Source organism: Halapricum desulfuricans (assembly GCF_017094525.1).
GTDB lineage: Archaea > Halobacteriota > Halobacteria > Halobacteriales > Haloarculaceae > Halapricum > Halapricum desulfuricans.
Genome location: NZ_CP064788.1, coordinates 2,013,581 through 2,034,377 on the forward strand (window position 1 = coordinate 2,013,581; position 20,797 = coordinate 2,034,377).

The following is a 20,797-nucleotide window of genomic DNA, read 5'->3' on the forward strand; positions in this document are numbered from 1 at the left end:
GGGGACTAGGCTGGTAGATGGTCCGCTGGTCGAGCGTGCTCGCAGTCGTGTTCGTCCTCGTCGTCGGGACGGTCGCCGCTGTCGGTCTACCGACAGGTGCTGCGGCCGATCAGCGGTCTTCCGCTGCCGCGATCGATCAGCGACCCGCCGCAGCCGTCGAGCAGGCCGGCGCGCAATCACAGAACGGCGTCGAGACGGGGCTGCTCGCCTCGCCGGGCCAATTCACCAGCACGACGCACAGACTGACTGTCTACGCAAACGGGAGCGTCCGGTGGACGGACCGTCACACCAGACCGCTGGAGAACGACTCCGAAATCGACGCATACGAAGCGTATGCTGCCGATTTCAATTCCAGAGAGACGGAACTGTACACGCAGTTTCGCCGAACGGCCGCTCAGTTGACCGCGACCGGCGCGGAGACGACAGGCAGGCCGATGAACGCGTCGCACTTCAGCCGGCGTGCGTATGTCGCCGAAACCGGCGAGAGCGGGTTCACGCTTGGGACACAGGGCGTCGTCGAGATGTCGTTCATGTGGTCGAACTTCACCCAGCAGTCGGGCCGCCAGCTCCGGATCGGAGATCTCTTTACGAACGGGCTTTCGCTGGGTCCGGATCGGCGGCTCGTGGTCGAAACGTCGGACGACCTGCAGTTCGTCGAGGTCGATCCGGAGCCGGACAGTACGTCCGGCCCGAACGCCACTGCCAGTCAGACGGTCGCCTGGACCGGCGAACATGAGTTCAGCCCGTATCGGCCGCTGATCAGGCTCGCCGTAGCGTCCGCGGACCTGACCGCCACCGAGACGCCAGGCGGCACTGACACATCCGATGGCGGGACGGACTCGCCCAGCGACGGGACGCAGACACCCAGTGGAGCCGACGAGGAGAGAGGGCTCTTGCCGTGGCTTCCGATCGGTGTCGTCGTCCTGATCGTCACGGGTGGAGCCGGCGGCGTCTGGTATCTCGTTCGGCACAACTCCGTGCCGTCGTCCGAAACGACAGGGTCAGAGCAGCCGCAAGCAGGTCAGGCAACTGAGACCGAACCGATCGAGTCCGACGAGATTCTGTCGGACGACAACCGGGTGAAGTCGCTACTCGAGGATCACGGTGGCCGGATGCGCCAGTCCGAAATCGTCGAGGCGACGGGCTGGTCGAAATCGAAGGTGAGTATGCTGCTCTCAGACATGGAAGACGAAGACGAAATCACAAAGATACGAGTCGGCCGCGAGAATATCGTGAGCCTCCCCGGCCACGAGCCGGACGCCGCCGGATCGCCGTTCGAAGACGACCAGTAGGTCTGCGAACGATCGGCATACGGCGATCCGAAACGGAACGGTTTTACGTATCTCCCCGGTATGGTCGAATGCGCTCTGGTGGTGTAGTCCGGCCAATCATATTGCCCTCTCACGGCAATGACCAGGGTTCAAATCCCTGCCGGAGCATCCTTCCCCTCTTCCTTCCGGCGATTTAGCCTGTGACCGATACAGAATTTGACCAATGTCACAGGGCAACTCGATTGGAACGAAATCCGGAACCAGCCGCAGTCTTGCGATTGGTCGTATTGCTAGACCATATCGGTTCGAACGAATCACACATCTAGGAACTGTGATAAGTATGGAGGGGTAGCGATGAGTCTCCCAAAGAGCATCACAGTTGTGACCGAACCAGCGAGAGAGTACCTCAATCAAAAGCAGTTATTGGATTATCGGTCGGAGCGCGAAGACTGCTTGTCGTGGCTCCTCGCATTCGGCAAGGATCCTGAAACTGCAGATGGATACGCTCTGGGGACAGTCAAACCACGAGCCTACCGGATGGACCAGTTCTACCGGTGGATCTGGGAACAAGAAGGCGGATACACTGCACAGCTCTCTCATGATTACGCCGACGCGTGGATGCGTCATCTTGCCCAAGAAGATTACAGTAGCACACACCAGACAAACTGCCAAAAGGCAGTTAAGATGCTCTTCAAGTGGTGGAAACACGAACGTGGTGGCGGTCTTTGGGACCCGGAGATAACGTTCACGGGTGCCAATAGTACGAACCCCCAGGATTATCTCACTCGTGATGAACGCACTCAAATTCGAAATGCGGCACTCGAATACGGGAGTATTCCCGAGTATTCGAACGTCACGCCTGCTGAACGGGACCGGTGGAAACAGTATTTAGCCCAACGGTTTGAGAAACCAAAGTCCGAGGTCACACCGAACGATTGGGATCGAGCAAACAGTTGGAAGATACCTTCTCTGGTCTGGGCTAGTATGGATGCGGGGCTACGGCCAGTTGAAGTAAAACGATCGACACTTAGTTGGGTTGACATTGACAATCGTGTGTTACGGATCCCGAAGGAAGACAGTGCTAAATCCAACGATGCGTGGATAGTTAGCCTCCGAGAACGAACAGCGAAGTTCCTTGATCGGTGGCTCGATGAACGAGAACAGTACACTCAGTACACAGATTCAGAGTCAATTTGGCTTACGCGGGAGGGGAATCCGTACGAGTCTCAATCACTCCGGTATATTCTACACCGGTTGTGTGAGATCGCAGGGATCGAAACGCAAAATCGTCAGATGAGCTGGTATGCAATGCGACATTCGGTAGGGACGTACATGACACGTGAAGAAGACCTGGCAGCCGCACAGACACAGCTCAGACACAAATCAGCTGAGACAACGATGAAATACGATCAAACGCCAATTGAAGACCGGCGAGATGCCCTTGACCGAATGGGGTGATCAAGCCCTAGTCTACAATTTCTTGACGTACTCTGGCAGTGGTTGAGTCAGTCAGTACTGATAGGAGTTGATGTAAGTCTTCAGACTTTCCAACGTAGCGGATTACAGATGTGTTGAAATCGGCGTGCAAGATATAGAGCGTAAGTTCATCAGCGGGGTATATGTATCTGGGCTCTAAAATACATTAGAAAGAATGGAGAATCGCAGTGTTTCACCGGTTATTTCGGTAACACTCATGGTAGCAGTTGTGGTTATATTAGCAGCAGTTCTGTCTGTGATTGTTCTTGATTTCAGTGAGGATCTTGACGACCCTGCGCCGAATATCGCGGAAACAACCGGCGAATTTGAAGCTGGGGGTAACAGTGACGAACAAAACGTTCGGATTACCCATATCGCAGGCGACAAAGTGGATGTAGAAGAAATAGAAATCATCGTTCGAGTATCCCGGCCTAATACAGACAATATTGAGGTACGTCTGATTGATCTTCCCGGTGATGGATATTTTTCTTATACATTGGCCGATGAGAATATTTTGGGGGAAGACGACCTGATTGATCAAGGACCTGATGGGACCTCACGGATAATCGTTGTCGATGACTCGAATGTATGGACTGCGGGAGACACAATTCAATTTCGAATAGCAGTACAAGAAGCCGACTTCCGTGATCCACCGGACCTTGACCCCTCGAACCCAAGAGCTGACGAACTTGAAGTACTCGTCATTCATACGGAGTCGAACTCAATCCTCACAGAATACACGTTCAATCCGTAGTAGTAGTGCGACATTCGCGCACTCCATCTTGCACACCGTTTCTGACAGATTCTGAGTAGGTTTGCTACAAAACTATGGATTGCTCCGCTAATCCCTATGATTTTAGCCGTCTTTGGAGCTGTATTGGGGCATCATTAGGAATCGTCGGGATTAATTTCCTGGCGGAGCTTTTCGATTAGCATACGTCTGTCTTCGTCTACCTGGTTAGGATCTAAACCGTATTCATAGACCCATTCGAGAGGTGACTCGCGTTCGTGGAGAGGGGTCTCTGTCTGGAAGGCATCGGATTCGAACAGCAACTCCCCGACAACAGTACCATACGTCGTCATCTTCCACCCGCCTTGGTCACCTTCGACAATTGGGTACGTCGTCCAGAGTTCTTTCCCCTCTGTCTGTGATAACCGATCGAGAACGCCGGTTGCTAACCCCGACGCACTAGAAGAATACCCAGCTTTTTCTGCAACTCTTTGAGACTTTGGCGAATCCAATTCCCAGACTGGTTTGAGCATCTCCATAGCCTCTACCTTAGAGGTGGAGAAGCCCTTTTCGTCGATTGACTCTGCGTCAGCAATCACATTTTGATAGATATCATCTACGAGTTTGAGACGCGAGTACTCAATCTCAGCCTTAATAAACTCTTGAACAGTTTCTTTTGTTACGGGATGACCGCGTTCTTGGAGACGGCCCCGAATCTTTGAGACTAGCGTATCAGTAGGCGTTATACTATGGTCTTCTAGCTCGGTTCTAACCACATCTCGCCTTTGCTCATGCTGTCGAAGAAGGAAGTCAACCCCTGATTGTTCACGCTGCGAAAGATGATATCGTGCGGTACTTCGATCTTGAATTGTATCGATAAGACTCTCAAGGGCCTCCGCCTCCATATCTTCTTTACCGGGTTTTCCCCCAACAAAGCCAAGAATGACGCCCCAGAGGAAATCCGTCCAGTCCGGATCACCTTTCGCAGTCTGATAGAGGACGTTCATCACACTCCCAATTTCGAAACCAAATTGTACGTCAGAATTGACGCTCTCTGGGCGTGTGAAGAAGAAGTCACTGGGCTGATGAGTTCCTGTAGCGCGCCCTTTAATATTCCTAATATTTTCCCACTTTGTTGCTTGAAGATAGTTTCCATAGGCAAGGAGCGCAATATCGTCAATCACATCTTGAATTCGGGTGGGCAGTTTCTCGGCCTTCTGTCGAATAGACTCTGTCGGCGAACTTGTGTCATCATAGGGTGAATCTCCGGTTGCGATGAACGCACGCTGCCCGCCATGCAAAACATAGTCGGGAGGACTGTATCCACCGTCCACATTCCAGGGATCTTCGAACGTCATTCTCGTTACCCCTGTTATAAGTGCTGGTAAATACTGGTTTTGGTAGAAAACCCCACTATATAAACGAAATTAAAAATCCGTTGCCGTAACTGGGGACCCCCCTATATAAAAGAAGCATAAACCGGTTTTGGCGATTTGAACATGACGGGTAGCCACCCAAGCCAAGCCCGATGAGCGCTGATCGAGACACAGACTGCGACGTCGAATATCTGGGAGAGGAGAGCCTGTCCGCACTGAATTTTCAGCAAAAGATTCTCTACCAGGACTTCTGGGAATCTTTCCTGTCGTTTTTGCGAGAGAAAGGCAAGAACCCAGATCGATTCATCGGCTATGAAGAATCGAATATCCGACCAACTGCTCGTCGCGTGCATCAGGTTTATCAATACTACTGGAAGAACGAGCGAATAATTTTAGAACTCACTCCCGAACTCGCTGACCACTACATCGAGAATCTCGATAAAGCTGACATCACGACGAACGCAGGAGATGAGTACAGCGAGGGGGGGAAGCGAAAATTCGCGAACTCGCTTGAGGCGTACTTCAGATACAAAGGCACTGACTGGAACCCCCCGATCACGTTCGGAAGTGATGAACCCTCATTCGATTCGGACCCGTTCACGCGTCAAGAGCGCGAATTGTTGTTGAACACGGCCTTGGACTACAAATCCCCGCCATCGTACGCGAACGTATCACCGGAAGAGCGAGACCGATGGAATGCTCATATCGCCCAGTACTTAGGGAAGCCGAAAGACGAGGTGTCACCGAAAGACTGGGAAGAATTGCAGCGTACCTGGAAGTTTGCGTCGATCATCTCGACTGCGTTGGATGCTGGGACGCGAGCAAAGTTAATAGAGCGATTGGAGAAAGTGCATCTCGACCTGGAAAACGACCGAATCATCATCCCAGCGGAAATCGCTGTCAAAAACGACCGGAAGTGGACAATCGAGTTATCAACCCGGTCTTGTCGTATACTGAAGCGGTGGCTTGTCGAGCGGTCGAATAAACCGCGGTACGATGACACCGACGCCCTGTGGCTCAATCGGAAGGGAAACCGTTACGACTCGAATAATCTCAACACCCTCCTTAGTAACCTGATGGAGGACGGTGGGATTGAGGAGACTGGACGTACTCTGACGTGGCACAGTATCCGGCACAGCACCGGGATGTATGTTTACGATCGGGAGCGCGATTTGGGGATCGTCGCGGAAATTTTGCGGCAAGCCAGCTTAGAATCAGCCAAAAAATATGCGCATCCCACTCCGGAGGCAAAGAGAGATGTCGTCGAGGGTATCCAGGGGGGGACTCTCTCGCTATGACCATTACTACTGGTGTTGAGGCAGACAAACACGATCCCTTCGTATCTCGGTTGCCAGTAGATCGTGATCAAACTCAATCGATTGATCTGCTATACAACGTTCAAAATCTGATAGATATCCATCAAATACAGAGAGCCAATGGTAGTAAGATTGGTATTAACTACCCTGTAGAGAATGCTGAGAGTCTTGGCAACCTCAAATATATCGAGTCACAATTTGCCGCCGCGAACGCAATCAATGATCTTGATCCTGATCTCGTGGATACCACAATACTACGTGCAATGCCGGACTGTCTCGCTGAAGAAGGAGTCGTCCTCCCTGATGATCCCACCCTTGCTGCGAGAGTGAAAGCACTAATCTTTAAGGAAGCTCGTGGGATGCAATCCCGAAGAGATCTATTAGAATACTTAGACAGTCACTTAGAGACTGCTAAGTCACTCGGGCTCTGTATTGATCCGATCAAAAGTGAGAGTACCTACTCTAGGGCAGCTCAAGAATGGAGGATGGATCGGCAGTCCGTCCAAGACGCCATATCAAGACTACAACATTTCCTGTTCAGAAACGGATATATACTCAATTGGGAATCAGAAATGTACACTGAGAATCAACCGATTCCGCATAGCTCACAACTCCCAGATGCACTTTACTGTCAAGGTATGGTGAACTATACTGATCTATTACTTCGCCGATTAGGTGGCATCTCATTTAAACGTGGAACCGGAAATAAGTATAGCCCGCGTGAAATTATTGGTTCCTTGGCCCAACTGGCACTCCACGAGAATCCAACGAAAGCACGCCAACTTTCGAAATGGCATTATGAATCCGATCTCATCACAATGAGTAGAGTAAAACAAATAATATCTAATAATTTTTATAGAAATAATATTATGCTTGCTAAGTCTAGTATTGAAAGTCTCGATAAGACATTGCATCAGATATTATTCAAATTTGCCAACAATTTAGGATTGTATCAGCAACCTATTGATATCGCCCTTGATCCGACTTGGGTACCAGTTACCGATAACGTGGAAGACACTCCAGGAGCGATCAAAAATCCCACAATTGCTGACGATGCGGAAGGAGGGTTTACTTATCCAATGGCAGTTTCGGTTACGCCAATGTCTTCCTTCTCATTAGGTGTGAAATTTGTCACCGATAAATCCCAGTATCATAATGCCTTTCGACAATTGCTGTCAAGAATAAAAGATTTCTGCGATATCGGATGGATTTTTGCAGATAGAGAGTTTGACAGCGCAAATATGATTAGTTTACTTCGATCTGCAGCAGATAAGAAATGGATAATCCGAGTCAGAGAGCATAATAAAGTGATCACTCCGGGCGTATCTCGATCGCTGGAAAAAAACGGTAAAGCACAAGTATCGATCGGGAACCATAATATAAACGTATTCTCAAAAGAGTTCCAGAAACCCAAGTATCCCTTTTTAGAAGAGGGCGAAAATATGATTCTTTTGAGTGATATGCCAATTGAAGATACGAATCCCTCTTTACTAGTTAAAAAGTTTTTCAATAGATGGGGTGTTGAAACGTATATTCGGGAGATAAAGCATGATTTCTCTCCGAAAGTAAATCAAGAACAAGCGCCGATAAACCAATTTATGTTCACGATAGCGAGTGTCTTTTATAATATTTGGAGGATTATTAACCAGTCAACTTCTCCAATATACGGGTTGCCACTCCAACCTCGTTATTATGATGTGCTCAAGTCAATTGTACAATCAACGTTCGCAAGTCGTCACCAGATCCAGTCAGATATCGATAAGTTCGTATGAAGCTAGCTGTAACACCATATTGTCAGTTAATCGAACCGATGCAGGTTTACCACTCTAAAACAACCAGAGAAGATAAGCCAGCTCCTGAAATACGGTGGATTGTCGGGGAAAATATACGAATAATCGGTTTTGACGAATTCAAATATCAGATCAGACTTACAATCGTCCGATTAGATGGTGAGAGTTGTGCCGTCTCAGATGAGCGGACATCAGAATTTTTCACAGAAGTCCCTGCAACAACTGATCTAAAACCGGTAGTCAATGACACGGAGGTTCACATTGATACAGAATCTCTGCAAAGTCACCTAATTGTTAACAGTGGAGATCTCCAATACAAGATCGAGAAGATACCTGGTTCTGAGCCGCTGGACTTCAGGCAACAGTACCTGCCGATTAGTCAGCCGATTGCAGAGGGTAGTATCCCAGCAAAGAAATTATACCAGTATGTTAAAATGGCCCCGAGTGAGAACCTACAGGTGAAAATTAGCGACCAAGCCGTTGAGTTTATTTCAGAATCATCCTTTGATGAACTACGATGGGGTTCCACTGAGGCAAGCACAGTCCACATCAAAAACACAGAACGTACTTATTTATTTGATGTTAATTTATTATACGATACTGTTAAGAGAATACCAGATAACAAAATGCTACAGTTCTTTGTGACTGAAGAGTCCATCAAATTCCGCTATGAACTCGGAAACATTGGTTATGTGAATTATTATCAGCGGACTAAAAGCAGCAGTGATACATTTGTCATATAATATTACAGTGAATACTGGCGGTGGTGCAGAACTGTTCTCATAGCGTGATGGCGGTGGTGCAGAAGTCTTCACAAGTGAGTGGTAGGACGAAATTGATGTGTCCAGCAGCAAGTCCGTCCTACCGAGTAACGATCCGGTCGAACGCTTTACACAACGTGGAGAGGAGATCGGCCGCGCTGAGGCCAATCCCCCCAGTTATTTGTGGCATCTCTTTGAGCAAGTCAATCGTCATTCGATAGGACGTATCAAGGTAAATCCGCAGACAGTGTAGGGAAACGAAGGCGTAATACTGCTATTCGGTACGGTACAGAATCTCCAGCAAATTTCACACTGAACAACAAGTACAATGCCTTTCCTTTTGTTACTTGGAAATTGGAAATCACAATGCAGATAGAAGAGTACGTCGAGCAGATTTCCGACGCACATGGCATCCAAGGTTCGACTGTTCTGCCAGACGGGACAATCGTTTTCACAGCCTACCGAGACGGCGAATACGAGTTGTGTACACTAGACGAGCAACTCACAGAAACTGACGGCGACATTACGTACCCAGAACGGCTTGAAGGCCGCGAATCGGTCGTCGCTCACCGGGATGTCGACGGTAACGAGGCCTACGACCTCGTCGAAGTCGATCCAGAAGCCGGTACCGTGACACCAATCCTCGACGATCAGTTCCAGAACCAAAATCCCCAACAGAATCCGACTGATCCTGCTCAGTTGGCTTTCGTCTCCACCCGCGACCGTTCGCTTGATTTGTACACCCTTGGCCTCGAAACGGGTGAGGTGACGAAACGCTCCGAGAATGACGACCCAGTCTGGGGGTACGCGTGGTCGCCCGACGGTGATGCACTCGTCTACCAGTCCGGCGCTGGTGATGGGGACGCCCTCCGGCTCATTGATCTTGACACAGAGACTGACGAGGTACTGGTCGACGAGCCGGACTCGGAGCAATCCCTATCGATGACTAGCCGCCATCAAGGACGTGGCGCGTGGTCGGACAACGGCATCGTCTTCACGACGAACCACGAGACCGGCTACCGGGAACTTGCCGTCGCTGATCCATCGGGTGACTACGACCTCCACCACGTGACTGAATGGGACAAGTATGACCCTCGCTGGACACCTGACGGCGACATCGTCTTCGTCGAACCACGTAATGGGAATCGAGAAATCCGGCGTCTTGACGATGGTGAGGTTGAAACCATCGAGTCGGTCGGCGCACACGTGTATCGCGACCCGACTAAAAACGGCGTCTACTACGCTAACTACAGTCCAACTGAGGCGGGCGACCTCAAGAAAGATGGCGAAACAGTTGTTGTCGAGTCGGAGGTTGACTTCCCGACGACTGCCCCCGAAGAAATGACCTACAAATCAGGCGACGGGCAGGAAATTTCTGCCCGTCTCTACACGCCCGACGAGGAGCCGGTCGGTGGGATTGTCAACATTCACGGCGGGCCGCCAGCCCAACACTACAACCGTCTCGATCCCACCACCCAGACGCTCGTCCAGAGTGGGTTCGAGGTACTCGCTCCTGACTATCGTGGGAGCGTCGGGTATGGCCGAGAATTCCGAACCTCAAACATCGGTAATATTGGGGCTGTCGATGTAGATGATGTCGCCGCAGGGGCAGCATATCTGCGTGAGCGTGGCCGCTCGCAGGTCGGCGCGATCGGAGCCTCATGGGGTGGCTATTTGACGCTTATGGGAGCCTCGACCACAGACGCGTTCGATGCGGGTGCCAGTATCTGTGGGCTCGTTAATCTGGAAACCGCGGTCGAGAACGCTCGCGGCTATCTGGGAGAGGTAATGGAGAGACTAGCAGGGGGGACGCCAGAGGAAGTACCGGAACTGTACGAAGAGCGGTCGCCAATCGCTCACGTCGACGACATCAATGTGCCGTTGCTTGTCGTCCAAGGCGCCAACGATCCGCGCGTTCCCCAGAGTGAGGCCGAACAACTCATATCCTCACTTGAGGAGCGTGACATTCCACACGAGTACCTTCTCTTTGAAGACGAGGGCCACGGCGTAGTGAAAACGGAGAACACGGCGGAATACCTCAATCGTACTGTCTCACTTTTCGAGACAGCATTTGAGAGCTAAAGCGTCCAAATCTCGTCGGCGGACTTTCAACACTATCGTGGAAAAGTGTCGGCACCTGGCTAAACAAGCGTTGGGGAAGCACGCGGGCGAGCCCGCCAGCGGCGGGTTCGCCTGCTGGAAGCACGTTGTCATCCACTGTTTCCGGCGTGAAGAGGGCTATAGCTTCCGTGAAACCGAAAATCGGCTGGAGTACATGACCGCACTGCTGGAGGTACTTGATATAGAGGAGGGAGATGTCCCTGATTTTACCACGCTCAACAAATCGTTTGATCGGTTCAAAATGTGGGTCTGGCGGGCGTTGCTACGCGTTTCAGCGCAGCAACACCCGCAGTCTGGTCACGTCGCTCTCGACAGCACGTTCTTCGATCGTGGCCACGCCTCAGCGTACTACCGTACGCGTAGCGTGTCATAGAAACATTCACAGACGATTCTCCGCGGTGCTACCGGATAGTGAAATGTTGGAGTAGATATAATTCCAGAACGCGGTGCAACATACAGAGGTTGGATGCACCACTACGGACTTGTTTATTCCGAGTAGGTCGTCTGCATTGTCTGGTAAGATTGTATAGCAAATCTATGGTATCAGCTGTTTTTCCATCTCGACAAGCGTGAGTTCGATACCGTCCTGATACTCGTGATTATGCTCCATCACACGTTCGTACCCTTGGGCCTCGTAGAATGACACCGCGTTACGTGAGGCCCACAATCCAACGAATTGGAGCCATCCACTCCGGAGCCGCCGCCAGCGCCGCTATCGTCCGTCTTCATATCTTCAAGTTTGTCGATGTCCACGCCGAGTTGTTCCACGAGTTGCTGTAATTCGGTGGTGTTCGTGGTCTTATAGGACCGTTCTGGACTAGAGAGTTCAACATCCTCCATTTCGTGCCGACCGAGTGGGACATCGACGGATACGTGTAAGCCCAATGTGAACAGCCAGACTGGCAATGCCATTTCTGACTGTCACAGCCACTGTTGGAGCCGCCGTTGCTGTTGCCCTTACGCTTACTGGTATCGTGTGTCTTGATCGCGAGGGCGTCCGGCGGACAACCCACTCAATATGGGGGCAGATCATCGAACTAGGACCGTATCTCGGCCTGGCCGGGGCGATATTCTTGCTAAAACAGCTTACTGGCGACGCCAGCCTCCGATTATCGAAGGCGATCGGCCTGAACATCACGGCCGCGATATACAGCATCGAGGGAGAAGCAGTCGCACACATTCAGCAGTTGACGCCATCAGTCTTGATTCCCGTTTTCTCCGGCGTTTACCTCTTAGGATTCGCATATCTGGTTGCAACGCCGGTCGTGCTGTACTTTTTCTCCTCGTCAATGGAGACACTGAAACAGCTGATCGTGGCGTATATTATCAACTACATCGGTGGAATCGTATTTTACACACTGTTTATCGCCTACGGACCCCGGAAATACGTGAGCGAACACGTCGACGGTCTGCTGTTCGATCTGTTCCCGCAGACGCGACACTTGACCGGCGCTGTCTCGGTCAGTTCAAACGTCTTTCCGTCACTGCATACGTCACTTTCGGTGACCGTTCTGCTGTTTGCCTTGCGGACTCAGCGGACGTACCCTGCCTGGGCTGTGATCGCAACTGTCGTCGCTGGGGCAGTTGTGCTCTCAACGATGGTCCTGGGAATCCACTGGCTTACCGACGTCGTTGCCGGCGTCGCTCTGGCATTTGTCGCCGTCTGGAGTGCAGAACGAGCGCTGTCCGCTCCGAAAGAGACTGCCTCGTGATGGAATGCCATTCGACACGATGGTGTGCTGACACCGGTGGCTATTGAACTCCGTGCTCATCCTGAAATACGCCGAGATATCAGTGTGACAAAGCATCGTGTTAACTTTGGCATCGGTTCCACCAGACGGCGAATGCTTCGAGCCAAGATTCTGCTGTCGTCGGCTTGACGTTGCTGAACGTATTTGACGGCGTACACCTTCGAGGGCATCGTTCGGATCGGAAACCAGGGCACGGACCCGAAGTACGTCTGGACGAGCGTCGCCAGCGCGGCCTTCGGCGACGACGAGCTGTATCTCTATACCGGGGATTCAGCCACCCCGCTGTCCGACGCTTCCGCGGTCGAAGTGGGCGCGGGCGAGTCGATCTCGGTCGGCCTGTTCATCGATACGAGTGGCCTCGAAAGCGGGGACTACTCGCCGACGCTGACCGTCGAGGCGGCCGACGAGGACCCGGGCGCGCCCGGGGGATCTCCGGGTAGCGACCCCGAGCCGCCCGAGGAGACGGTCTCCCCGCTCTTGCTCGACTCGGTGGCGAGCCTGCTCGACGCCAATGAACAGCCACTCACTGACGACTCGCTGATCGCCGCCTGGGCGGAGTCGACGGCGACGAATGCGGACGAGGACGGCAACGGCGACGCGGTGTCGTACCCCGATGACACCGACATCCCTGTCGTCGCCGTCGACGGGACCGTCGTGGGTATCACCGGCCCGTTCGTGACGACCGACACCGACTTCGCGAACTTCGGCAACGAGGAGTTCCTGCTGAACGTCTACGACGAACTCGTCGACGGCGGGACAGTGCTCCACGACGAGGGCCACGGGCAGTTCTACACGCTCTCGTCAAACGGCGGCGACGACTTCCAGGCGTTTGCGGATTACGTCGGAAACAACGGATACAGCTACGAGGCGACGACGGACCTGGAAGCCGACCTGGCAGACGCCGACGCGGTCACAATCACCTCGCCGTCGAACGCCTTCACTGATAGCGAACTCGACGCGCTGTCGACGTTTGTCGATGGCGGCGGGGTCGTCTTTCTGCACGATCAGTCGGACTTCAACGACTTCGACGCGACGGCGAACCACAACGAAATCGCCGCGGCACTTGGGGCGGGTTTCCGGTTCAACGACGACCAGATCCTCGACGAGGAGAACAACACCGGCGCTCCGTTCGTTCCAACGACCGAGAACTTCAATCTGGGAGCGTTCCCCGGTTTTTTTCGGAACCGTGATGGCCTCGGCCTCGAACTGAACGTCACCGAGAGCTACGAGGTCGAGGTCGTCGATGTCACGGACGGTGACACGGCGGATGTCGCGTTCCCGGACGGAACCGTCGACACGGTCCGGATCGTTGGGATCGACACGCCCGAAACCGGCTCGACCGGCGAGCGACTCGAAGAGTACGAGGGTATCGACGACGGCCCGGCGCTCAAGGACAAAGCCGACGGGGCGACCGACTACGCGGTCGACGAACTCGACGGCGAGACGGTGACGCTGAGCTTTGACGAGGGCGAAGGCCTGCGGGGCAACTTCGGCCGACTGCTGGGCTTTCTCGAACTACCCGACGGGAGCGTCTACAACGCGAACGTCATCGAGGACGGCTGGGCCCGCGTCTACGACTCCGGGCTCGGCCGCCACGACCGGTACTGGGAGCTGGAACACACCGCGCGGGCGAGCGGTGACGGCATCTGGGCTATTTCCGACCCCGCGGCCACCCCGGAAATCGGTGACGACCCGGTCGAAGAGCTGTTCTTCCCGGAGCCGGTGGCAGTCACAGGGCCGGACGTGCCGGTCCGCTCGGAAGGCGGGGAGCCGCTGGTCGCGCTGGACGCCGATGCCGGTGTCGCTGTTCTGGGCGGCCCGCTCATCGAGGAGGGTTTCGAGTCCGCCGAGGGCGGTCCCGGGCTCGACGATTACGGCGTCTATGCGTTCCTGACGAACGTTATCAAGGAGCTCGGGGACGCGACCGGTCCGGTCATTGTCGACGGCGGCCACGGCCAGTTCGCGGTCGACTACGCGGTTTCCGCCGAGGACACCGCCTACTACATGCGGTATCTCGAAGGCCAGTCGACAGACGAGGTGGATTCCATCGGACTCGAAGGCGTCGTCGATCTGACCAGCGACCCGGGTCCGGACCTGCTCGACGGCAGCGGGGAGCCGGCCGCGCGGGCACTCGTGCTATCGACGCCGACAACGGCACTCACCGCCGACGAACGGGCAGCCGTCGCGGAGTTCGCCGACGCGGGCGGGGCCGTCGTCCTGCTCGGTACGGCCGCCGACACCGACGCGCTCGGGAACTTCGAGGGGCTACTCAGCGAGATCGGGACGAGCGTCGGCTTCACCACGAACGCGGTTACCGACGCATCGAACAACCTGGACGGTGACGAGGTGCTCCCGACGACGACGAACTTCGACAGTTTCCCGGAGCTATTCACCGCATTTACGCCGGATTCCGACACCGGATAGCTCACAGTTAGCGAGATCAATGCGGACGCGCAGGGCGCCGAGCTCGAAGCCCCACAGGAGAACGTCATCTTCGAGAACGCTGGCAGCGGATCGCTCGATCTGAGCGGTTACACCGTCGAAGACGACACCGACGGATTCAACTCGTATGACTTCCCCGACAGATTTACCCTCCAGCCCGGCGAGACGGTCACACTGTTCTCCGGAGAGGGAACAGACACCGAGACGGAACTGTACTGGGGCAAAACCGGAAGCGGGGTCTGGAACAACGGTGGCGATACCGTGTTCGTGTTCGACGCCGACGGCACGACGGTAATCGAGCAGAGCTACTGACGCCAACGAACCCTACACCGGAGTCACTCCAGGAAGTCGGGCTCGTATACCCCTCCAGCCTTTGATTCCATCACTACCACGCCACTGTTGTTGAGTGTCTCTATCGCCATGTTACTCTCTCGTTGGCTCAATGTGGTTGTACCACTCGTCTATCTCACTCTCTTTGACGAGGTCTTTGTTGTCAGGGTTGTCGTCTTGTGTGCCAACCCCTGGAAGGAGGTGGGGTGCTAATTTACCTTTTTACGTGACTATCAGATAATCCGCCACGATGAAGACAATCCCACTTGACAACGATTCGTAGCGAGTCTTCCTCGACATCGATGAATATCGTACGCTCCTGAACAGCGCGTACGAGCCTCCGGGTCGGTCCGTACGACAGGTGCGCCTGGAGATGCGGCTGATGGCCTGCTCGATGCGTGTCGACACGGCCAGCAATCTGTTGTATATACTTGCGCGCCTATCGCTGGTCTTTCGCCGTTGCCGATACAGACACTCAGGACGAATCACCGGAAAGGTTCTTGGTGGGTCAATCGTAATGTTAGGTGCCGGCACTCTTTGCCGGCTGTCAGAGGCGAGCACGCTCCGGCGTGTCCTGTTTCCCCACCTCACCCCCACCACCCCTCAGGTTACATTGCCCCTCCGGGGCGTGCCTTCACCCCTCTCGCGTTTCGGTGGGTCCTACACGAGCGGATCACCCATCTTAGTGGAGTGGCTCGCTCTATCGACCAACGTCACCGAATCGAACCTGACGGCGTGGAGCGCGTCAACTACCCCGCCCTACTCCCTCGGTCGCTGAAGCGACCTCGGTCTTTGAGGGCGGGGCTTCCACCACGGTGATGGTTTCGGCCTGCGCCCCCGTGCGTGAGCGGGGCTGGTTGCACCGCGACGGTTCACGAGCGGGGAACCATTCCGTTCCCCGCTCGCTACTCCACAACCCGTGAGTGGGGGAACGCCCAATCTGGGTGGTCGCGTCACGCCCATTTAATTGGCGGTGACCTCCACTCGAACCCGATACGGGTGCGGAGAAGCCTGCCACCGTGGATGGTGGCAGGCTAGCACGCTCGTTTCGCCGGTCCCGTCTTGAGGGGGCGGTTGACTGGCGGCCCGTACTAACCGCGACTTCAGCCCGATTAGTACTACTGTAAAGTTAGATACGAAAAGATAAGAATATTTTGAAACCATTGTTAGCCATAGAGACAATACTCAACCAACACTGAACAAATACTTCTGAGCGGCACTGTCTAGTTCAGCACCTCCTCGGCGGGCGTGCGGCCATCTAATGCCTGGTTCGGTCGATGTCGGTTGTAGTAGTGTCTGAACTGTCGCAACCAGCGTCTCGCGCTTGATTGACTGCCCCGCCAAAACGAGTGAAAGCGGTCGATCCGCATCGTGACGGTCTGGAACCATTTCTCGATATGGTTCCGCTCGCTGTAGTTGAGTTGACCGCTCAATTCCTGGCGAGCAAGGGCAGTCAAATAGCCGCCAGCATCGACGAGAAACTCCGTCTCATCGACATCGTGTTTCTCAGTGAGGCGATGGAGAGACGCCGCCGCGGGATCGGTCCCTCGGCGGCTGTACACGTCCACCTCTAGCAGGAGTTTTGAGTCCGTGTCGATGGCGGCATAGAGCCACTTTTTCTCGCCGTCTACCTCGATTTGTTTCTCGTCGACCGCGACCCGCGACGGTCGGTCGCACGCCCAGCTCATCCTCCACGAACTTGGAGAGTATCTCGGCTACTCGCCACCGCCGTTGCTGGAGCGACTGATCGAGGATGCTCAGAAGATCCACCAGCAACGAACGATATTCCAAGAGACGCTCGCTACCGCTACGCAACCGAGGTGTGGGGTCTAACTAAAGACGAATGCGACTGCAAACAATAGCAACATCTTTAGAACTGTTCGGCCCGAATATATGCGGACGATAACGAAATTCCGATGACCTATCGGGACGGAAATGCGTACGCCGGCGATCGCCCGCGGTTGCTCGTCGTCACCCAACAGAACGATTTGGCAACGCGCACCGAGAGCGCAGTCGACGCGGAAACGACAGTCGAAGATAACCCCCTCACTGCTGTCGAGTTACTTGAGGAGTTTCCGTTCGACTGTGTCGTTTGTGAGCTCGATATCGGGCCACTGAGCGGCCTGGAGCTGCTCGCGGCGGTCCGCCAGCGTGATCCGACACTGCCCGTTCTCGTAGTCGGTGGGGACGACAGCGATGCAGTTTCAGCTGTCATTGACGGCAAGACCGCCGAACACGTATTGTCGCCGGCTGATGAGGAGGCGATAGCCGAGGCTATCCGGGGTCTGCTTGAGCGGACTGTCAATGACGAAGGCAAGGCGAGTATGGGGATGACACCCGACGGACAGGCTCAGACACAATCACTCGAACGGATCAACGACGCCACACAGCAGTGTATGGAGGCGACATCGACGTCCGAAGTCGCGACGATCGTTCTCGAAGCGGCCGCGGACGCGTTTGGGGCTGAGTTGGCATCAGTCTGGTACGTGAACGAGGCGGGCGATGCGTTGCAGTTACAAGAAGCGACAGACACGTTGTGGCAACTCCTCGGGAACGCCGGTGAGCCGCCGTTCGTCCACGAGCAGGGCGACCGGGTCTGGCACGCCTTCCAGAACACGGCCCCCCAGGTGCTCTCAGATATCCAGCCGGAGGAGTTGGCGGCTGATATCCCCGTCGAGACAGCACTGATCGGGACGCTAGGCAGCCACGGAATCGTCTCAATCGCCCGGGGCACCGCCCGGCAGTTCACTGCCCACGAACGCGACTTGATTAGGATCCTCGCTCGCAGTGCAACAGTGGCACTGGATCGGCTTGAACGCGAGCGCGAACTCGAACAGAACCGTGACTTGCTCGCACGTGCCCAGCGACTCGCGGACGTCGGTGCGTGGGAATACGATCACGGATCCGATACGATTCACCTGACAGCACAGACGCGGCGAATCTGTGGCTTGCCGCCTGAGGGCGCAATCAACCTCAACGATGGGCTAGCTGTGTATCACCCTGACGACCGCGGCCGGATCGAGCGCGCCGTCGACCGAGCGCTGCAGTTTGGTGTCGGCTTTGACTACCGAGTCCGTATCGTCCGCGAGGAATCAGTCCGGCGGGTCCGCGTGGTCGGCGAACCGGTGATCGAAGACGATTCTGTTGTCTCTGTCCGTGGCGCATTGCTTGACATCACGTCGACTTACCGGCGACAGCGCCAGTTGGAACGTAACGAACAGGCATTGCGTGACCTGCACGATATCGTCGTTGACACTGACCGACCGTTCGACGAGAGGATCGACGCGTTACTCGAAGTCGGCCGCGAGCGCGTCGGGCTCTCGGTAGGCTATCTCACGAATATCGACGACGAGACTGTTGAACTCTCGCGGATCGTGGGAGATGCTACCTCGCTCCAGAAGGGTCAGCAACTCTCGCTTGCGGAGACGTTTTGCCGAAAGGTGACTGAATCACAATCGGTCGTCAGCATATACGATGCCACTAAACAAGGGCTGGACGACGATCCGGCCTACCGGCGGTTCGGCTTCGATTCGTATATCGGTGCGCCCTTTTTCGTTGAGGGCGAGTTGCGCGGCACGCTCTGTTTTGTCGATTCTGAACCTCGGGAGCGGCCGTTCTCAGACTTGCGGCTGGCGTTCGTTCGCGTGCTCGTCCAGCAAGTGGCCGCGCTATTCGCACGTCGGCACCGCCGCGAGCAGTTGCAAGCGCTGCACGCGGCCACGCGGACGCTGTTCGAGGCTGATTCGACCGATGAGATTCCCACGCTGGTGGTTCAGTCACTCGAACAGGCGACGACGCTCTCGGTGACGTTCTACCGGTGGGACGAAGACGTCGGCGGACTTGTCCGCGCTGCGTCGTCGACGGACCGGTCTGCTCGGGACGACGGCCCAATCCGCCCCGGCGATGACCCGGTCTGGGAGGGGTTTGTTCGGGGCGACGAGGCGCTGGAACCGCTGCAAGTCGAAGCCGATGAAACCGATATACATGGGACAGACGTCGTCGTACCAGTCGGCGATTACGGAGTGATCGTCGCTGACAGCCCGAGCGGGAACGAGGAGACGCCGTTCGATATGGCGTTTCTCAGCACACTCGCTCGGAATGTCACAGCCGCACTCCAGACAGCCGAACAGAACGAACAGCTACAGGAGTACACGGCGCGACTCGAAGACCAAAACGAACATCTCGAACGGCTCGAACGCATCAATGCCATTGTCCGTGATACGCTACGGACGCTCGTCGAGGCGGAGACTCGCGAGGAGATTGAACACGCGGTTTGTGCAAACCTCACCGCTATCGAGCACTGGGAACTGGCGTGGATCGGGCGCCAAGATGTCTCCGACCAGTCTCTGTCGGTGCGGGCGAGTTCCGACGAACGGGCGCGGGCCATCGCGTCGATCACCGGGCACGAGGACGGTGAGTCGATCGCACAGACGGCGGCCGACGACGGCCGCATCGTCGAGGTCTCGAATGTCCTTACGACTGATGGCCCCGAGCCCTGGCGGCGGACCGTGCTTGAGCAGGGCCACCAGTCCGCGATCGCCATTCCGCTCAGTTTCGGCACGCGCGAATACGGCGTACTGGAGATTTACGCCGACCGTCCCGGGGCATTCACCAGTGGGGAGCGATCCGTGCTGGCGGAATTGGGTACGACAATCGCATACGCCATCGCGGGCATCGAGCGACAGCAAACACTGCAGTCCGGCGCCGGTGTCGAACTCGACATCTCGATCCCACCGGCCGAGGAGTTCCTGTTGCATTTCGGGACGGCCCTCGATCAGGAACTGCGGGTCGAGAACCTCATTCATCGGACCGACGGTGGATACCTGGCATACGCGACCGCATCGGATCCCCAGGCCGCAGCGGAGGCCCTCGCCGAGGAGCCGCTGGTCGATCGGGCGACGGCGTTCGATACTGCTGAACATGGGAAAATCGAGTTCGGATTCGCGGACAGTCAACTCTTGGAGACATTGTCGGCATACGACGCCGGACTCGATCGGTTGATCGCCGGCAAGCAAGCGAACACGCTGACAGTTCGACTGCCCAGTACCGGACAGGTTCGGGCGTTCGTCGAGCACCTCAGAGCGGAGTATCCCGACGTGACACTACAGGCCCAGCGGACGGTCGAAACCGAGACAACTTCCCTGTCCGGCGTCCTTGAAGACGTGACTGACCGCCAGCGCGAAGTCGCGGCCATCGCCTATCGCCGAGGACTGTTCCAGTGGCCCCGCGAGAGCAGCGGCGAGGAGATCGCCGAAGCCGTCGGAATCTCACCGGCGACCTTCCACCAGCATGTCCGAGCGGTCGAGCGGCAACTGTTTGAGGCGCTATTCGGGTCGAGAGAGTCTAGCCAGATGACCTAAAGAATTTGGTTGCATGATCTTCGCTGCCCAATTTCTATAGGTGGAGAACAAAAGTGTGGTCAAAATAATTACT

General features: G+C 55.2%; 12 protein-coding genes, 1 tRNA gene and 5 pseudogenes. 14 read left to right on the plus strand and 4 right to left on the minus strand.

Going from position 1 to position 20,797, the window contains the following annotated elements; translation table 11 throughout:
- Nucleotides 1-17: 17 nt before the first annotated feature.
- The 4 genes from HSR122_RS10435 to HSR122_RS10450 all read left to right on the plus strand — a co-directional run bounded on the left by HSR122_RS10435 (nucleotide 18) and on the right by HSR122_RS10450 (nucleotide 3,501).
- Entirely contained in the window at nucleotides 18-1,292 is a 1,275-nt protein-coding gene (locus tag HSR122_RS10435) for a helix-turn-helix transcriptional regulator (RefSeq protein WP_229109703.1), read from the plus strand.
- 72 nt (nucleotides 1,293-1,364) lie between these two features.
- Nucleotides 1,365-1,439, plus strand: a tRNA-Glu gene (locus HSR122_RS10440).
- Nucleotides 1,440-1,625: 186 nt separating this feature from the next.
- Complete coding sequence (locus HSR122_RS10445; protein ID WP_229109704.1) at nucleotides 1,626-2,729, plus strand: tyrosine-type recombinase/integrase; 1,104 nt, start codon at nucleotides 1,626-1,628, stop codon at nucleotides 2,727-2,729.
- 193 nt (nucleotides 2,730-2,922) lie between these two features.
- Complete coding sequence (locus HSR122_RS10450) at nucleotides 2,923-3,501, plus strand: type IV pilin (protein WP_229109705.1); 579 nt, start codon at nucleotides 2,923-2,925, stop codon at nucleotides 3,499-3,501.
- 134 nt (nucleotides 3,502-3,635) lie between these two features.
- Here the strand turns inward: HSR122_RS10450 and HSR122_RS10455 are convergent, their stop codons facing one another.
- Nucleotides 3,636-4,835, minus strand: a complete 1,200-nt coding sequence (locus tag HSR122_RS10455; RefSeq protein ID WP_229109706.1) for a hypothetical protein — start codon at nucleotides 4,833-4,835, stop codon at nucleotides 3,636-3,638.
- A 170-nt stretch (nucleotides 4,836-5,005) separates the two neighbouring features.
- Between HSR122_RS10455 and HSR122_RS10460 the strand changes: the two genes are divergently transcribed.
- The 3 genes from HSR122_RS10460 to HSR122_RS10470 are packed head-to-tail and all read left to right on the plus strand — an operon-like array spanning nucleotide 5,006 to nucleotide 8,702.
- Nucleotides 5,006-6,151 (plus strand): tyrosine-type recombinase/integrase, encoded by a 1,146-nt coding sequence (locus tag HSR122_RS10460; protein WP_229109708.1) that lies wholly within the window; start codon nucleotides 5,006-5,008, stop codon nucleotides 6,149-6,151.
- Nucleotides 6,148-7,941 carry a transposase gene (locus tag HSR122_RS10465; RefSeq protein ID WP_229109711.1) on the plus strand — a complete coding sequence of 598 codons (1,794 nt, stop codon included), beginning with the start codon at nucleotides 6,148-6,150 and terminating at the stop codon, nucleotides 7,939-7,941. The genes HSR122_RS10460 and HSR122_RS10465 overlap by 4 nt, the downstream gene beginning before the upstream one ends.
- A gap of 38 nt (nucleotides 7,942-7,979) precedes the next feature.
- Entirely contained in the window at nucleotides 7,980-8,702 is a 723-nt protein-coding gene (locus HSR122_RS10470; RefSeq protein WP_229109712.1) for a hypothetical protein, read from the plus strand.
- 130 nt (nucleotides 8,703-8,832) lie between these two features.
- Here HSR122_RS10470 and HSR122_RS10475 read toward each other — a convergent pair.
- Nucleotides 8,833-8,988 (minus strand): annotated as a pseudogene (locus tag HSR122_RS10475) (IS5/IS1182 family transposase); the annotation flags it as partial.
- Between the two features lie 98 nt (nucleotides 8,989-9,086).
- Between HSR122_RS10475 and HSR122_RS10480 the strand changes: the two are divergent.
- From HSR122_RS10480 to HSR122_RS10490, 3 genes and pseudogenes are all read left to right on the plus strand, one after another.
- Nucleotides 9,087-10,802: a S9 family peptidase gene (locus tag HSR122_RS10480; protein WP_229109716.1), complete on the plus strand. Its 1,716-nt coding sequence runs from the start codon at nucleotides 9,087-9,089 to the stop codon at nucleotides 10,800-10,802.
- A gap of 34 nt (nucleotides 10,803-10,836) precedes the next feature.
- Nucleotides 10,837-11,211: pseudogene (locus HSR122_RS10485) on the plus strand (IS5/IS1182 family transposase); the annotation flags it as partial.
- A gap of 535 nt (nucleotides 11,212-11,746) precedes the next feature.
- Nucleotides 11,747-12,553, plus strand: coding sequence for a phosphatase PAP2 family protein (locus tag HSR122_RS10490; RefSeq protein WP_229109721.1), 807 nt, complete (start codon nucleotides 11,747-11,749; stop codon nucleotides 12,551-12,553).
- Between the two features lie 100 nt (nucleotides 12,554-12,653).
- Here HSR122_RS10490 and HSR122_RS10495 read toward each other — a convergent pair.
- A pseudogene (locus tag HSR122_RS10495) lies at nucleotides 12,654-12,755 on the minus strand (IS6 family transposase); the annotation flags it as partial.
- Between HSR122_RS10495 and HSR122_RS10500 the strand changes: the two are divergent.
- Nucleotides 12,737-15,016, plus strand: coding sequence for a thermonuclease family protein (locus tag HSR122_RS10500; RefSeq protein ID WP_229109723.1), 2,280 nt, complete (start codon nucleotides 12,737-12,739; stop codon nucleotides 15,014-15,016). The pseudogene HSR122_RS10495 and the gene HSR122_RS10500 overlap by 19 nt on opposite strands.
- Nucleotides 15,017-15,031: 15 nt before the next feature.
- The gene (locus HSR122_RS10505) at nucleotides 15,032-15,346 is read left to right on the plus strand and encodes a lamin tail domain-containing protein (protein ID WP_267491236.1); all 315 of its coding nucleotides are present in this window, start codon (nucleotides 15,032-15,034) and stop codon (nucleotides 15,344-15,346) included.
- A 1,241-nt stretch (nucleotides 15,347-16,587) separates the two neighbouring features.
- Here the strand turns inward: HSR122_RS10505 and HSR122_RS10510 are convergent.
- A pseudogene (locus tag HSR122_RS10510) lies at nucleotides 16,588-17,034 on the minus strand (DDE-type integrase/transposase/recombinase); the annotation flags it as partial.
- Between HSR122_RS10510 and HSR122_RS10515 the strand changes: the two are divergent.
- Nucleotides 17,033-17,197 (plus strand): annotated as a pseudogene (locus tag HSR122_RS10515) (IS4 family transposase); the annotation flags it as partial. The pseudogenes HSR122_RS10510 and HSR122_RS10515 sit on opposite strands and share 2 nt — an antisense overlap.
- Nucleotides 17,198-17,280: 83 nt before the next feature.
- Nucleotides 17,281-20,724, plus strand: a complete 3,444-nt coding sequence (locus HSR122_RS10520; RefSeq protein ID WP_229109724.1) for a GAF domain-containing protein — start codon at nucleotides 17,281-17,283, stop codon at nucleotides 20,722-20,724.
- Nucleotides 20,725-20,797 lie beyond the last annotated feature (73 nt).

Bases quoted from the DNA above. Each gene is read 5' to 3' on its own strand.
- HSR122_RS10435 (WP_229109703.1), top strand. From the start codon at position 18: ATGGTCCGCTGGTCGAGCGTGCTCGCAGTCGTGTTCGTCCTCGTCGTC.
- HSR122_RS10445 (WP_229109704.1), top strand. From the start codon at position 1,626: ATGAGTCTCCCAAAGAGCATCACAGTTGTGACCGAACCAGCGAGAGAG.
- HSR122_RS10450 (WP_229109705.1), top strand. From the start codon at position 2,923: ATGGAGAATCGCAGTGTTTCACCGGTTATTTCGGTAACACTCATGGTA.
- HSR122_RS10455 (WP_229109706.1), bottom strand. From the start codon at position 4,835: ATGACGTTCGAAGATCCCTGGAATGTGGACGGTGGATACAGTCCTCCC.
- HSR122_RS10460 (WP_229109708.1), top strand. From the start codon at position 5,006: ATGAGCGCTGATCGAGACACAGACTGCGACGTCGAATATCTGGGAGAG.
- HSR122_RS10465 (WP_229109711.1), top strand. From the start codon at position 6,148: ATGACCATTACTACTGGTGTTGAGGCAGACAAACACGATCCCTTCGTA.
- HSR122_RS10470 (WP_229109712.1), top strand. From the start codon at position 7,980: ATGCAGGTTTACCACTCTAAAACAACCAGAGAAGATAAGCCAGCTCCT.
- HSR122_RS10480 (WP_229109716.1), top strand. From the start codon at position 9,087: ATGCAGATAGAAGAGTACGTCGAGCAGATTTCCGACGCACATGGCATC.
- HSR122_RS10490 (WP_229109721.1), top strand. From the start codon at position 11,747: ATGCCATTTCTGACTGTCACAGCCACTGTTGGAGCCGCCGTTGCTGTT.
- HSR122_RS10520 (WP_229109724.1), top strand. From the start codon at position 17,281: ATGACCTATCGGGACGGAAATGCGTACGCCGGCGATCGCCCGCGGTTG.